The 14,554-nt window shown below is 68.5% G+C and carries 14 protein-coding genes; 11 read left to right on the plus strand and 3 right to left on the minus strand.

Annotation, left to right across the window (positions count from 1 at the left end; all coding sequences use genetic code 11):
- Positions 1–444: 444 nt before the first annotated feature.
- The 8 genes from GFH48_RS01810 to GFH48_RS01840 all read left to right on the plus strand — a co-directional run bounded on the left by GFH48_RS01810 (position 445) and on the right by GFH48_RS01840 (position 7,668).
- Positions 445–1,443, plus strand: coding sequence for a sugar ABC transporter substrate-binding protein (locus GFH48_RS01810; protein ID WP_153286532.1), 999 nt, complete (start codon positions 445–447; stop codon positions 1,441–1,443).
- A 6-nt stretch (positions 1,444–1,449) separates the two neighbouring features.
- Positions 1,450–2,445, plus strand: coding sequence for an ABC transporter permease (locus GFH48_RS01815; protein WP_153286533.1), 996 nt, complete (start codon positions 1,450–1,452; stop codon positions 2,443–2,445).
- Between the two features lie 137 nt (positions 2,446–2,582).
- On the plus strand, positions 2,583–3,392 hold the full coding sequence (locus GFH48_RS01820; protein ID WP_153286534.1) for an ATP-binding cassette domain-containing protein: 810 nt from the start codon (positions 2,583–2,585) through the stop codon (positions 3,390–3,392).
- Between the two features lie 49 nt (positions 3,393–3,441).
- A complete protein-coding gene (locus GFH48_RS01825) occupies positions 3,442–4,467 on the plus strand; it encodes a LacI family DNA-binding transcriptional regulator (protein WP_153286535.1) in 1,026 nt (341 codons plus the stop codon).
- 179 nt (positions 4,468–4,646) lie between these two features.
- Positions 4,647–4,955, plus strand: a complete 309-nt coding sequence (locus tag GFH48_RS38425) for a hypothetical protein (RefSeq protein ID WP_194280460.1) — start codon at positions 4,647–4,649, stop codon at positions 4,953–4,955.
- A gap of 182 nt (positions 4,956–5,137) precedes the next feature.
- Positions 5,138–5,998, plus strand: coding sequence for an aldo/keto reductase (locus tag GFH48_RS01830; RefSeq protein WP_153286536.1), 861 nt, complete (start codon positions 5,138–5,140; stop codon positions 5,996–5,998).
- Between the two features lie 48 nt (positions 5,999–6,046).
- Positions 6,047–6,979, plus strand: coding sequence for an aldo/keto reductase (locus GFH48_RS01835; protein ID WP_153286537.1), 933 nt, complete (start codon positions 6,047–6,049; stop codon positions 6,977–6,979).
- A gap of 212 nt (positions 6,980–7,191) precedes the next feature.
- Positions 7,192–7,668: a hypothetical protein gene (locus GFH48_RS01840; RefSeq protein ID WP_194280461.1), complete on the plus strand. Its 477-nt coding sequence runs from the start codon at positions 7,192–7,194 to the stop codon at positions 7,666–7,668.
- Between the two features lie 205 nt (positions 7,669–7,873).
- Here GFH48_RS01840 and ypfJ read toward each other — a convergent pair whose 3' ends face one another.
- The 3 genes from ypfJ to GFH48_RS01855 all read right to left on the minus strand — a co-directional run bounded on the left by ypfJ (position 7,874) and on the right by GFH48_RS01855 (position 10,530).
- Positions 7,874–8,776: a KPN_02809 family neutral zinc metallopeptidase gene (gene ypfJ / locus GFH48_RS01845; protein WP_153286538.1), complete on the minus strand. Its 903-nt coding sequence runs from the start codon at positions 8,774–8,776 to the stop codon at positions 7,874–7,876.
- 296 nt (positions 8,777–9,072) lie between these two features.
- Complete coding sequence (locus GFH48_RS01850) at positions 9,073–9,669, minus strand: NADPH-dependent F420 reductase (protein WP_153286539.1); 597 nt, start codon at positions 9,667–9,669, stop codon at positions 9,073–9,075.
- Positions 9,670–9,711: 42 nt separating this feature from the next.
- Positions 9,712–10,530, minus strand: a complete 819-nt coding sequence (locus GFH48_RS01855; protein WP_153286540.1) for an inositol monophosphatase family protein — start codon at positions 10,528–10,530, stop codon at positions 9,712–9,714.
- A 135-nt stretch (positions 10,531–10,665) separates the two neighbouring features.
- Here GFH48_RS01855 and GFH48_RS01860 point away from each other — a divergent pair, with 135 nt between their 5' ends.
- The 3 genes from GFH48_RS01860 (at position 10,666) to GFH48_RS01870 (ending at position 14,542) form a co-directional block, all read left to right on the plus strand.
- Positions 10,666–11,565 carry a LysR family transcriptional regulator gene (locus GFH48_RS01860; protein WP_153286541.1) on the plus strand — a complete coding sequence of 300 codons (900 nt, stop codon included), beginning with the start codon at positions 10,666–10,668 and terminating at the stop codon, positions 11,563–11,565.
- 254 nt (positions 11,566–11,819) lie between these two features.
- Entirely contained in the window at positions 11,820–13,937 is a 2,118-nt protein-coding gene (locus GFH48_RS01865; RefSeq protein WP_194280462.1) for a SpoIIE family protein phosphatase, read from the plus strand.
- Between the two features lie 266 nt (positions 13,938–14,203).
- Positions 14,204–14,542, plus strand: coding sequence for a thioredoxin family protein (locus GFH48_RS01870; protein WP_153286543.1), 339 nt, complete (start codon positions 14,204–14,206; stop codon positions 14,540–14,542).
- Positions 14,543–14,554: the final 12 nt, after the last annotated feature.

Raw genomic sequence — 14,554 nt, forward strand, 5'->3', positions numbered from 1 at the left:
CAGCCGATCGATGTCCGATGATGGGACCGAGCGGGCGACTCGTCAACGCTCGTGCACGACTTCGATCCGCCGGGCTGTCCGCCATCCGGTCCGTGCGACGACCGTGCTGCTCCCTCGCATCCTTGGGCCGCAACTACCCTGCGCACGCACGGACTTGCTTTCGCCGCATCCGATCTGCCCGCGCGGCCGGCTCAGGGCGCGGCGCAAGCGCGCGGCCACACGGAAGACCGGCGAGCGATCCGTCGCGCCCGTCGCTCATCCTGCGCTCCGTTTTCCCAACCGGCTTCCTGCACAAGGCATTGACGATGCCGGACTGGGCGTTCATCATCCTCCGCAGTGGGTGTCAACGTTGACATGTGACAACGTTGACAGCCCTTCGGCCGTACCCCCGCACTCCCGCAAACCGCGCGGATCCACCGTTCTGTCTGCCCGTAGGAGTCGTCCATGCTTCCCAGAACCCGTCCGGTCCTCGCCGTCGCGATAGCCTGCCTCGCCCTGTCCACGACGGCCTGCGGGTCCGGCTCCGGCGGTGACTCCTCGTCCGGGAAGGCCAAAGTCGGTCTCATCACCAAGACGGACACCAACCCGTACTTCGTGAAGATGCGCCAGGGCGCCGAGCAGGCCGCGAAGTCCGCGCACGTGGATCTGTCGACCGCGGCGGGCAAGTTCGACGGCGACAACGCCGGCCAGGTCACCGCTCTCGAGAACATGGTCGCCTCAGGCGTCAAGGGAGTACTGATCACCCCGAACGACTCGAAGGCCATCGTCCCCGCAATCGCCAAGGCGCGTGCCAAGGGAGTCCTGGTGATCGCCCTCGACACCCCGCCCGAGCCGGAGAACGCCGCCGACGCTCTCTTCGCCACGGACAACGTGAAGGCCGGCGAGCTGATCGGCGCATACGCCAAGACCGCGATGACGGGCAAGACCGCGAAGATCGCCACGTTGGATCTCGCACCAGGCATCTCGGTCGGCGTCCAGCGCCACGACGGCTTCGCGAAGGGCTTCGGCATCGGCTCGACCGATCCGTCCATCGTGTGTTCCCAGGACACTGGCGGCGACCAGGCCAAGGGCCAGACAGCCATGGAGAACTGCCTGCAGAAGGCGCCCGACATCAACCTCGTCTACGCCATCAACGAGCCCGCCGCGCTCGGCGCGTACACCGCGCTCAAGGCCAAGGGCCGCGAGAAGGACGTCATGATCGTCGCGATCGACGGCGGCTGTACCGGGGTCCAGGCCGTCAAGGACGGCAAGATCGCCGCGACCTCACAGCAGTACCCGCTGAAAATGGCCTCGGACGGCGTCAAGGCGATCGCCCAGTACGCCAAGGGCGGCAAGAAGGCCTCGGGTTACACCGACACCGGCGTGCAACTCATCACCGACAAGCCCCAGACCGGCGTCGAAGCCAAGGACACCGGCTTCGGTCTGAAGAACTGCTGGGGCTGATCCACGATGACCGCCCCCGCCCCGTTCACCGCAGGCGCCGCGAACCCGTTCGTCCTGCGCAGGCTGCTCACGACCCCGGTCGCCGGACCTCTCGTGGCCCTGGTTCTCGCCTCCGTCTTCTTCGCCATCGGTACCGACCAGTTCCTCTCCGGCGGCAACTTCTCACTGATCCTCCAACAGGTGATGGTCGTCGGCACGCTCGCCATCGGGCAGACGCTGATCATCCTCACCGCCGGCATCGACCTGTCCTGTGGCGCCGTCATGGCCTTCGGCAGCATCCTGATGGCCAGGCTGGCCGTGCATCAGGGATGGCCCCCGCTGGTCGCCGTCCTCGTCGGGCTGCTCGCCTGCGGTGTGTTCGGCCTCGCCAACGGCCTGCTCGTACGCGCCGTGCCACTGCCGCCGTTCATCGTGACCCTGGGCATGCTCAACGTGGCCTTCGCCCTCACCCATATCTACTCCGAGGAGCAGACGGTGACCGGCCTGCCGGGACCGCTGACCGCCCTCGGCCGCACCTTCCCTCTCGGTAACACCGACATCACCTACGGCTCGCTCGTCACCGTGGCACTGTTCCTCGGTTTCGCCTACGCGCTCGGCAGCACTGCCTGGGGCCGTCATGTCTACGCCCTCGGCAACAGTTCCGAGAGCGCCCGGCTCACCGGCATCCGCGTCAACCGGCTGACGGTGAGCGTCTACGTCGTCGCCGGACTGGTCTACGGCATCGCGGCCCTCCTGCTCGTGTCGCGCACCGGCGTGGGCGACCCGCAGGCCGGGCAGACCGACAACCTGGACAGCATCACCGCGGTCGTCCTCGGCGGGACCAGTCTGTTCGGCGGACGCGGCACGGTACTCGGCACGTTCGTCGGCGTACTCATCGTCGGTGTCTTCCGCAACGGACTCCAGTTGATGGGGGTTTCCTCCGTCTACCAGACACTCGTGACCGGCGTCCTTGTGATCCTGGCCGTCACCGTCGACCAGCTCTCGCGGAAGGGAACACGATGACCGGCCAGGGCGTTCCCGGCGACAGGCCGGCCCCCGCCACCGCGCGCGGGAAGCACACAGACGCCGCGAACCACGGCGAGGCGCTGCCCGACGGGCCTCCCGGACAGGCAGGTTCGGCGGAAAACGAGCCCCAGCCGATGCTCAGCGCACGTGGACTGGTCAAGCGCTACGGCCAGGTCACCGCCATCGACGGCGCGGACTTCGACCTGATGCCCGATGAGGTGCTCGCCGTCATCGGTGACAACGGCGCAGGCAAGACCAGCCTGATCAAGGCACTCACGGGAGCGCTGGTACCGGACGCCGGCGAGATCCGGCTGAACGGCGAACCGATCCGCTTCGCCGGCCCCCAGGACGCCAGGGCCCGGGGCATCGAGACGGTGTACCAGGACCTGGCGGTCGCGCCGTCGATGGACATCGCGTCGAACATGTTCCTGGGCCGCGAGATCCGCCGCCGGGGAGTCCTCGGTTCGGTCTTCCGTCTCCTCGACAGGAAGACCATGCGCGAACAGGCCGCCGCGCACCTGGCCTCGTTGAAGGTCGGCATCGGCTCGCTCACGCAGCCGGTGGAGACACTGTCGGGCGGACAGCGCCAGGCCGTCGCGGTCGCCCGCGCGGCCGCGTGGGCGCGTAGCGTCGTGGTGATGGACGAGCCGACCGCCGCGCTCGGCGTCAAGGAGTCCGGCCAGGTGCTCGACCTGATCCGCCGGATCCGCGACAGCGGCGTGCCCGTGATACTCATCAGCCACAACATGCCTCATGTCTTCGAGATCGCGGACCGTGTCCACGTTCACCGGCTCGGCCGCCGGGAGGCGGTGATCAAACCGTCGGAATACAGCATGGCGGAGGTGGTCGCCATCATGACCGGCGCCCTGAGTGTGAGCCCGGACGGAGGTACCGTGGTCGCCGACAGTGACGCCGCGTCGGCTGCCGGGGTGCACGCAAGCTGACCGGAGGTCGCGGCACCGTGGGAAGCGAAGTCCAGAGAATCGGGAGTCCATGACACCGGCCCGCAGACCCACGCTCGCCGACGTCGCCCGCGAAGTCGGGGTCAGCGCCAAGACGGTCTCCCGGGTCCTCAACGAGGATGGTCCCAGCTCGCCCGACACACGCAGGAGGGTGCTGGAAGCCGTGGCGAAACTCGGCTTCCAGCCCAATCTGATGGCCCGGTCCATCCGGACCGGGGGGCCGGACACCACCGTGGGCCTGGTGGTTCCCGACATGAGCAACCCCTTCTTCGGCGCCGTCGCCAGCGGCATCGAGGACGCCGTGCGCACCCGCGGCCTGACCCTGCTGATGGGCTCGTCGCACGACGACCCCCATCGGGAACAGGCATTGATCGACACGTTCCTGGCACGCCGGGTGAGCGTCCTCATGGTGGCTCCGGCAGCGGGATCCGAGCATTCCCGACTCCAGGTACACCGGGCGGCGGGTATGCCGGTCGTCTTCCTCGACCGCCCGGGTACCGGTCTGACGACGGACACCGTGGTCAGCACCAACCGCTCCGGCACCCGAGAGGGCGTCGCTCACCTCATCGCCGGCGGCCATAGCCGGATCGGGTTCGTCGGAGACCTGCCGACCAGGCTCTACACCCGGCGGGAGCGCCTCGCCGGTTACCGAGAGGCGCTCGCCGACGCGGGTCTCTCGCACGACCGCGCTCTGATCGCAGACGCCCACGACCCCGAGACCGCAGCCGAGGCGACGGCACGGCTCCTGGACCTGCGGGACCCGCCGACTGCCCTGCTGTCGGGCAACAACACCATGACGCTCGGAGTGCTGACCCAACTCGCCCGCGGCGGGAGCAAGGACATCGCGGTCGTCGCCTTCGACGACGTCCCGATCGCGTCCATCCTCGAACCGGCCCTCACCGTCGTGGCCCAGAACCCAACAGCCGTGGGCGCGACCGCGGGAGCCATCGCGATCAGGCGACTGGCGGGGGACCGCGCGCGGGCACGCACGGTCTTGGTGGAGACGCATCTGATCCTGCGCGGCTCCGGCGAACTGGCTCCGCGGCCCGGCCGGTGATGAAGAGAGACGCCCCTGAAGTGGTGGAGCAGGGCAGATGTCCGAGGCCGGCCGGCCTCGGCCCCGCGGAAAGGACACCGTTGAATTCCCTTACCATCGCGTCATTCTGACTCTACGGAAGCGAGGCCCTCTCGCGATGGACAATCAGCGGCGTATTGTTCGTCCACGCTGAGAACCTCATGGCGGCGAGCACGCGGAACTCCGTCGCCGCCACCGGACTCCTGGACCAGGTCACCTCCGAACACCCGGGCACCGCCAGGTGCGGATCGACGGCGGATGCCGTCAGCACCTCGCCAAGTGCCCGGCCGCCCCTCGGCATCGACCTGGCAATCACTCGACGCAAGCCCCGGACCAACGGAGCCATGACCGACCTCATGGCCCGCCGCCCCACCAACGAGAACAGCGTCTCCTGCCGCGACCGGACCCCGCAGAACAAACGGAAGATTCAGGATGAAACAACGAGAGAAGACGATCTCTGTGTGACGTGACGCCGTCCGGCAGGCACCGCGCGTACCGCATCTTCCGCACATCTACTTATCCATTCCATTTCTCAATGCCATAGCCGGCAACTGTTGGACTTACTAATCGATGATTCCTAGGCTCGGCCACGCAGACCTCCCGTGCGGGAAGGCCTCGACCACTTGTCTTCCACATCCGGAGGAGACGTTCGATGAAGCAACGCACGATCGGCGGACGGACGGTATCGGCGATCGGGCTCGGCGGCATGCCGATGTCCATTGAGGGCCGCCCCGACACCCGCAGATCGATCGCGACCATCCACGCCGCGCTCGACGCCGGTGTCACGCTCATCGACACGGCGGACGCGTATCACCGCGACGCCGGCGAGGTCGGGCACAACGAGGAGCTGATCGCCCGGGCTCTGCGCGCGTACGGCCGGGGACCGGACGACGTGCTTGTCGCGACGAAGGGCGGCCACCTGCGGCCCGGCGACGGCAGTTGGACCGTGAACGGCGATCCGGCCCATCTCAAGCAGGCCGCCAAGGAGTCGGCCAAGCGTCTGGGCGTCGAGGCGATCGGCCTCTACCAGTTCCACCGCCCCGACCCCCGCGTCCCGTACGCCGACTCGATCGGTGCGATCCGTGACCTGCTCGACGAGGGCGCGATCCGCATGGCGGGCATCTCGAACGCGACCGTGGACCAGATCGACGAGGCCAACGAGATCCTCGGTGGTCGGCTCCACTCGGTACAGAACCAGTTCTCGCCCAGGTTCCGTTCAAGTCTGCGCGAGTTGGAACACTGCGACCGACTGGGGATCGCGTTCCTGCCCTGGAGCCCACTGGGCGGCATAGCGAACGCGCCCGAACTCTCGGCGCGGCACACCGCTTTCCGGGACGTCGCGGACGAAGTGGGCGTCAGCGTCTACCAAGTGACCCTGGCCTGGGAGCTTGCCCTCGCGCCCGTGGTGATCCCGATTCCCGGGTCCTCTCGCCCCGAAAGCATCCGTGACTCAGCGGCCGCCACCGACGTCCATCTCAGTGCCGAGCAGATTTCCCGCCTGTCGGCGGCCTGAGGCACCCAGCACCGGCACGGCATACTACGTACGGACAAGGACCCGATCGTGAAGACTTTCAAGCTGCCCGGCACCGAATTGGTCGCCCCGAACATCGTGCTCGGCCTCATGCGCATCCAGGAAAAGAGTGACGCGGAGGTACGAGAGCTCCTCGCCACCGCGATGGACGCCGGTATCACGTTCCTCGATCACGCCGACGTATACGGCAGCGAACTGCACGGCTGCGAGCGGCGTTTCGCCGAGGCGATGCGGCTGAGCCCCTCACAGCGCGAAAAGTTGATCATCCAGTCAAAGGCGGGCATCGTCCGCGAAGGCCCGTACTTCGACTTCTCCTACGAACACATCATCGAGTCGGTGGACGGTTCACTCAAGGCTCTTGGCACCGACTACCTCGACATCCTGCTGCTGCACCGTCCCGATGCCTTGGTCGAACCCGAGGAGGTCGCGCGTGCGTTCGATGAACTCGCCACGGCAGGCAAGGTAAGGGCGTTCGGCGTCTCGAACCACACCCCCCGGCAGATCGACCTGCTGAAGCGTCACGTCAGTCAGCCGCTGGTGATCAACCAGCTCCAGCTGTCGATCACGCACGCCCCGCTCATCGCGCAGGGCGTCGCAGCCAACATGCAGGGCTTGGACCAGTCGGTCAGCCGCGACGACGGGCTCCTGGACTACTGCCGCCTGCACGACATCACCGTGCAGGCCTGGTCACCCTTCCAGGCCGGTTTCTTCGACGGACCGTTCCTGGGCTCGGAGCGCCACCCTCAGCTCAACGCCGTCATCGACCGCCTGGCGGAGAAGTACGATGTGCCTCCCCTGGCCATCGCGACAGCCTGGATCACCCGGCACCCCGCACGGATGCAGGTGGTCATCGGTACGACCACACCGCAGCGCGTCGCGGACGCCGCCCTCGGATCGGACGTACCACTGACCCGTGCGGAATGGTACGAACTGTTCCGCGCCGCGAACTACATCGTGCCCTGACCGCGGACCCAACCCGCCCGATCCGGCGTCCAAGACCGCCGCGATCATTCGCAGGGCCCATCGGGGGATGTTCGCGAACTCGACGTCGTCGGGGAGTGTCTCCTGTGGGCCCGCGCCTTCCACCACGCCCACGTCCGGCCGTCCGCGCCCGGTAATGTGCGCGACTGCGACACCCTGCCGCGCGGCGGATACCTGTGAAGGGAGAAGGCGGCATGCGTCTGGGCATCACGGGCCACCGAGGCCTGTCCGCGAAGGTCGAAGCCCAAGTGCGCGCCGAGCTGGCCAAGGTGGTCGATGCCTACGACGCCGAGGACCTGGTGGCCATCAGCTGCATCTCCGACGGACCTGACGTCTGGTTCGCCCAGGCCGTCCTCGATCACGGTGGCCGGCTGGAGGCCGTCATCCCAGCGGCCGAGTACCGCGAGAACCTGCCCGCCTGGCACTACCCGGTGTACGACGAACTGATGGCGCGGGCCGTCGACGTTCATCACACCGGCATGAAGGAGTCGACATCGCAGGCCCATCAGGCGGGCAGCGAGATCGTGGTGGGCCTCGCAGACCAACTGATCGCGGTATGGGACGGGCGACCTGCCCGCGGCTACGGCGGCACCGCGGACGTCGTCGCGTACGCGCACAGTGTCGGCCTTCCCATACGCGTCATCTGGCCCCACGGCGCCACGCGGGACTGATTCACCGAAGTACGCGCAGCGGGAGAGAGGCCCTCCCCTGCTGTGGTCGCCGCAGGGCGCTCCAGACCAGCCATGGCCGTCCCGTCTCGTTCCATTCCGTTCCGTTCCGTTCCGTTCCGGCAGATCGGGACCTGCAGCAGCCACCAGCCGCCAGCCGCCAGCGGGGACGCGGTTCCCACGTTGTTCGTGTTCTCCGGCACGTTCCTCAACCGAAGGTGTTGCACCGGGCGACGCTGCCGGAGCCGTAGCCGGTGGAGAACCACTGTTGGCGTTGACTCGCGGAGCCGTGGGTCCAGGTGTCGGGCGTGACCTTGCCCTGGTACCGCTCCTGGATGCGGTCGTCGCCAACCGCGGCGGCCGCGTCCAGTCCGCGGTTGATGTCGTCCTGGGTCAGCTCGGTGATCAGTGGCTTTCCGCTCCTGGGATCACGTGTGGTGGTGGCGTGGTGGGCCCACACTCCGGCGTAGCAGTCCGCCTGGAGTTCCAGTTTCACCGAGCCGCTGTTCTGGCCCTGACCACTGCCCCGTGAGATCGTGCCGCTGAGGTCCTGGATGTGGTGCCCGTATTCGTGCGCGATGACGTAGGCCTCGGCGAAAGGCCCGCCCTTGGCACCGAACTTGCCGCTCAGGTCGTCGAAGAACCCGAGGTCGAGGTAGACCTTGTCATCGGCGGAGCAGTAGAAGGGGCCGACGTCGGAGGTGGCGTTCCCGCAGCCCGTGTTCACGCTGCTGGTGAACAGGAACGTCGGGGCCGGCTCGTAGGACTTGCCGGCGGTCGTCTCCGTCTGCTTCCAGAACGCCTGGACACTGTCGACCACGGCGACGATCCGGCACTCTTCCTTGCGGTTGGCATCGGCCCCGGTCCGGCAGTTGGCCGCCAGGTCGGCGGCGGACCTCCCCGATCCGGTACCGGTGCCCGGTGCGGAAGCGGTGCCGTCCGAGCCGAACAGGCCCGGGTCCACGCCGAAGACCACCGATGCGACCAGCACCAGGAGCCCGACCACTCCACCGCCGACGGTCTTCCCGCCGCCGGGTATGCCGCCCAGCGCTCCGCCTCGATTGTCCTGCACCTCGGACGTGTCCAGGGCAGCGTCGTCGTCGAATTGCATTCGCTGACTTTCCCTCAAGCAGCGCGTCGGCCCGCCCCGCGTCGTGACGCTCGCCTACCCCGTGAAGGCGGATTCACATCCGGTCCGCCGCGGGCCGGTTGGGCAGGGCTTCGCTGTGAGCCGGCGGATGAGGGGGCCGATCACCGCGGGGTGATGACCGTTTCGAGACGGCGAGTGCGGATTTCGTGGTCGCGGGTACGCCGGCCGAGGCGGATGAGCCGACCGCAGGTCCGCTCGACCACCCAGCGCCAGGGAATCACCGTGAATTCCAGCCGGATTCCCGCACGGGGTGCGGATCAGCGGGCGATCGAGATCGCGAAAGGCGTGAATCCGCTGGACCGCATCACGTGCGGAACGAACAGGATCGCGGCTTCCGTCGCGCGGGCGGTCCGGATCCCGCCGAGGTCAGTGATCCACTCCTTGCGCCAGCCGAGGTCGGTGAGCAGTTCGCGGACGGTCTGCTTGGCCTGCGGGTCGTCGCCGGAGAGGAAGACGTCGGGCGCCTGGGTGAGCACGGCCGGCGCGGTCATCACCGGGAAGAGCATGGTGTTGAGGGTCTTGACGACGCGCGTCTCGGGGAGTGCTTCCTGAAGTTGCTCGGCGAGGCTCGAACCGGGGTAGATCAGGTCGCCGGGCAGTCCGTCCGGTCCGTCGACGGTGGCGTTGGAGACGTCGACGAGGATCTTGCCGCGAAGTTCCACGCGCAGGGCGACGAGCCGGTCCAGTGAGCCGGCGCCCGGGGTCGCGTTGATGACGATCCGCGCCGTCCGGGCAGCGTCGGCGGCGGCGCCCGGCGCGCGGTCCGCCACGGTCACCTCATGCCCTGCCCGGGTGAGTGCAGTGGCCAGGTTGCCGCCGACGCGGCCGTTTCCGAGAACTGCGATCGTGGTCATGATGATCTGGTCCTTTCCGTGCGTGCGGGTGGTGGTGTGCGGTCAGCGTGAGAGCGTGGCAACGGCCTCGGCGTGGACGCCGGGCGCGGCTGCCAGGAGGCTCTCGCTCCGCGGGGTCCAGGGGCGGCCCTCGGCGTCCGAGATCCGTCCGCCGGCCTCGGTGACGAGCAGCGCCCCGGGCAGCAGGTCAGCGCGGGCGCCGGCGAACTGCCAGAAGGCGTCGATCCGGCCGGCGGCTACGTTCACCAGGTGCAGGGTCGCGGGCACGGCGGTGCGGACGACGAGCGCGTCGAAGAGCATCGCGGTGATCGAGGAGCCGACGCGCCGTACGACCTCCTCGTCCTCGTCCGGCCGGGCCTGGCTGGTGGCCACGATGCTCAGGCCGAGGTCAGCGGCCCGGGAGACGTGCAGCGGCCTGCCGTCGAGGTGCGCGCCCCCGCCGGTGAGCGCGGTGTAGGTCTCGCCGGTCAACGGCAGGTGGACCACGGTGAGCACCGGCTGGTTGTCGCGCACGAGCGTGGCGGTCACCGCCCACTCCGGCAGGGCGTGCAGGTGGTTGACATTGCCCTCGGCCGGATCCACGACCCACCATTCGCCGGACGGCAGCGCCCCGCCGTCCAGTTCGTCCTCCACCCAGCCGGCGCCCGGACGCAGGCGTGTGAGACGGGGGCGCAGGATGTCGAGGGCCGTGTCGTCGTTGGCGGCGAGCGCGCGCATCAGCTCTTCGCGGGTCTGGTAGCGGACCACCTCGCCGAAGCGCTCCCGCAGCGCCGAACCGGCCGCGCGCACGGCGGTCACGGTCTGGCCGAGCAGGTCGGCGTCGGAGGCGGGGGCGTCGGTGGTCTGAAGCGTTTCGGACATGGTGGTGCTCCCTGGTGAGGAGGGGATGAGGCCGGCCGGGCCGAGCCGCCCGTTCCGTCTTGCGCTCTCATCTCGAAGGTATACAGCCACCCGATTAACTTCAAATGCATGTCAAGCACGACTAGGATTACTCAAATGCAATTGGATTTGAACCTGCTCGCCGCGCTCGACGCGCTGCTGGAGGAGGGAAGTGTGGCCGGGGCGGCCGCGCGCCTGCACGTCACCGCCCCCGCGATGAGCCGGAGTCTGGGTCGAATCCGGCGCACGACCGGGGATCAGATCCTGGTGCGCACCGGCCGCACGATGACCCCGACGCCGTACGCGATCGCCGTCCGGGAACAGGTGCATGAGCTGCTGCATCAGGTCCAGGGAGTGCTGGCACCGAGCCACGAACTCGATCTGGCGACGTTGGAGCGCACTTTCACACTCCGCTGGCACGATTCACTGGTCGCCTTGAGCGGCCCCGCACTGCTCGCGGCCGTCCGCGAACAGGCGCCGGGTGTGCGCTTGCGCTTCGTCGCGGAATCGAGCATCGACACACCCGAGTTGCGCCGCGGCGAGGTCGACCTGGAGGCGAACGCCAACCGCCCGAGCGCACCGGACATCCGTGCCGAGAGCGTGGGCGAGACCGGCCTCGTCATCGTCGTGAGGCAGGGGCACCCTCTCGCGCGCGTCAAGACCGTCACCGCGAAGCAGTACGCCGACGCCGAGCACGTCACCGTCTCGCGACGCGGAAACCTCAGCAACGCCGTCGACGCCGCCCTCGCACAACTCGGCCTGACCCGCAGCGTGGTGGCGACCGTGCCCACGGAAGCGGCCGCGCTGGAGTTCGCGCGCGGCTCCGATCTCCTGATCAGCGTTCCCGAAGCCACCACCCGGTCCGCAGTCGCCGACCTCGGCCTGACCGTGCTCCCCCTCCCGGTCGAACTACCCTCGGCACCCGTGTACCTGTCGTGGCATCAGCGCTACGACACCGACCACGCCCACGCCTGGCTGCGCGGGCTGGCACGCACCGCGCTGAGCGTTGTCCCGTGATCGCCCGGCGTCCGGGCAGGGTGAAGCTCCTCGATCCGGCACTTGCGACGCACACATGTCCTCCACCCCGACACCGCTCCCGGCGCGTGTGCGTCATGCATGAATGAAAGTATTTGCAGTACTTTCATGAATTTTCATAGCTATTGTCAATGTATGTCTCGGGTAAAGGTGGCACTCTCGGTCGGCTCCGGAATCAGGGTGGAGCCGGCCGGGCAGGCGGTGACCGGTCGGGTGTCCGGTCTCCAGGAAGGTCGGTGACGGTCGTGGTGTCTGCCGCGTCGGGCTCCGTACAGGACTGGAAGAAGTTGGCCCGCCTCTTCCGGCGCCTGGTGACGGACGCCGACGCGTCGAGCGCCATGCTGTTCCTTCTGCCGCCCGAGGAGCCGGTCCTGCGGTTGGCGATGCTGTACGGAGCGTCCTGGACCGTCGTCTCCCCCTGGGCACGAATCCATGTGGAAGAGGCGATTCCGGCCGCAGACGCGACGCGCGAAAGGCGCACGGTCTGGGTCGGCGACCCCGAGGAGCTGGCACTCCGCTATCCCCGGCTCGCCCTCATGGTTCCCGACCACGCCGTGGCGGCTGCCCCGGTCGTCGCCGGTGAGGTCGTGCGGGGTACCGCCTGCCTGCTGTGGCCTCCGTCGCACCCCACGCACCTGAGCCCGCGCGAAGAGGGGGCGATCGAGGCGTTCTGCCACCGCGCGGGCCTGTTGCTGGAGCGCGCGGCACACCGGGGACAGCCGCTATTGCCCGGCGAGCGTCCCATGGCACTGCCTGCGGAACGGTCCAGCACTCCCGACCACGCCGGAGCACTGGCGGCCTACGACTATGCGGTGCGGCTTCCCGGGGCGATGTCCCTGGATCTGGAAGGCCGGATCACCTTCGCGAGCGATGCGGCTAGCGACCTGCTCGGAGTGGGCGCGGCCGACCTGCTGGGTGCACGACCCTGGGAGCGTCTGCGGTGGCTCAGTGGTCCCGACTTCGAGGACCGGTTCCGTGCCACGGTCATCGGCCACCAGCCCGCTCGTTTCACCGTCACCCGCACACCCGATAGGTGTCTGTCCTTCGAGCTCTACCCAGATGCCTCCGGTGTCAGCGTCCACATGTCGGCCCTCCCCCAGACGTCACCGGCCGGTCAGCGCCGACCCGCGCCGCCTCTCGTGGAGCCCACGGAGATCAAACCGTTCCACCTGTTGATGCACCTCGCGGCAAGCCTCACGGAGACGGTACGGGTGAGCGATGTCGCCGAGACCATCGCCAACCAGTTCCTTCCCGCCTTCGGCGCCGCGGGCCTGATCCTGATGACCGCGTCCGAAGGTCGACTGCGGGTCGTCGGTCACCGCGGCTACGACACCGCCTTCCTGTCCCTCTTCGACGGCCACTCCCTGGCCTCCGACAATCCGCCCGCGAAGGCCCTCGCCGGGCACAGCCCCATGTTCTTCAGCAGTTTCGCCGAGTTCCGGCAGACCTACCCGGACGCTGTCCAGTACGACACCAGGAGCGCGTGGGCGTTTCTGCCGCTGGTCATCCGCGGCCGGCCGGTGGGAATTCTCGTACTGTCCTTCGACCGGACCCGACAGTTCCCGACGACGGAGCGCAATCTCCTGATGTCAGTGGCCGGACTGGTCGCTCAAGCCCTGGACAGGGCCTGCCTGCACGAAGCCAGGGACGATCTCGCCCGCACCCTGCAGACCGGTCTGCTCCCGCAACGACTACCCGCTGTTCCCGGCTTGCGGACCGCCGCCCGCTACCTGCCCGCGGCTCACGGCATGGATGTCGGAGGCGACTTCTACGACCTCATCCGATGCGGCACCGCAAGCGTCACAGCGGTCATCGGAGACGTCGAAGGCCACACCGTCCGCGCCGCGGCCCTGATGGGCCAGCTGCGTACCGCCGTTCACACCCACGCCGCCGTGGGCATGCGCCCGGACGATCTCCTGACCCGCACCAACCAGGTGATGTGCGACCTCGATCCCGGTCTCTTCGCCAGTTGCCTCTGCATCCAGCTCGACATGGTCCGGCGCCGGGCACTCCTGGCCACGGCCGGACACCCGCCGCCACTCCTGCGCCGTCCCGACGGCCGTACGGAAGTCCTCGTAGTGCCCCCGGGACCACTGCTCGGCATCGCCGCCGACGCCGACTATCCGGCAGTGGACCTTGCTTTGTCCTCAGGCGTCACTCTGGCGCTCTACACCGACGGGCTCGTCGAAGCACCCGGCATCGACATCGACGATGCCATCGGCGCCCTCGCCGACCGACTGGCCCAGGCCCCGAACGACGACGTCGAAGGCCTCACCGAGACCCTCCTCCACCATGCCTCGCTCAAGCCGCGCACCGACGACATCGCCATACTGCTGGTCCAGGTCACGAACTGATCCACGACTCCGGTCAAGCCCGCCCACGTCGGCCGACGTACAGAGGCGCCCGTCCAGGTGAGCCAGTGGCCCACCCGGCGCGGTGCTCGGGCAGGTCGGGATGCGACTGGAGCGGGGCTGCGCACCGACCGTGGGCCGGCCGCTCGTTGACCCGCCAGGTCGTCGGGTCTCCCGGCCCGCCGGTGTCGATCACCCGCGGGCCGGCCTGCCGCACCGCGCGGGGGATGATGGGGACGGAATGACGGAACGCGAGGTCAGGAGCTTCCATGGCGAAGCCGGTTCACCAACCCCGTGAGGATGCGGAGTTCGATTTCATCCTCAGGATGAGCGCAGTCCCGGTCCTCGCGTATTTCACTGGGACATGGCCCAAGGCAATCGAACCCTGCCGGGCGATGGACCTCGTCGTGGGCGACATCGCCGACGAGTACACAGGCCGCCTGACGGCCGTCCGTACCGACATCACGCGCTGTCCGGCCGCAACCCGGCGGTACGGGATCACCGGAGCCCCCTCGTACGTCCTGCTGAAGGAAGGAGAGGCGGTGGCACACGGCACGGGGTCCCTGACCATCGCCGAGGTGCGGGGGGTTCTCGACGGCCACCTCTGAGCGGCCGCCGTG

It is taken from the genome of Streptomyces fagopyri (assembly GCF_009498275.1).
In the GTDB taxonomy this organism is placed as follows: Bacteria; Actinomycetota; Actinomycetes; order Streptomycetales; family Streptomycetaceae; genus Streptomyces; species Streptomyces fagopyri.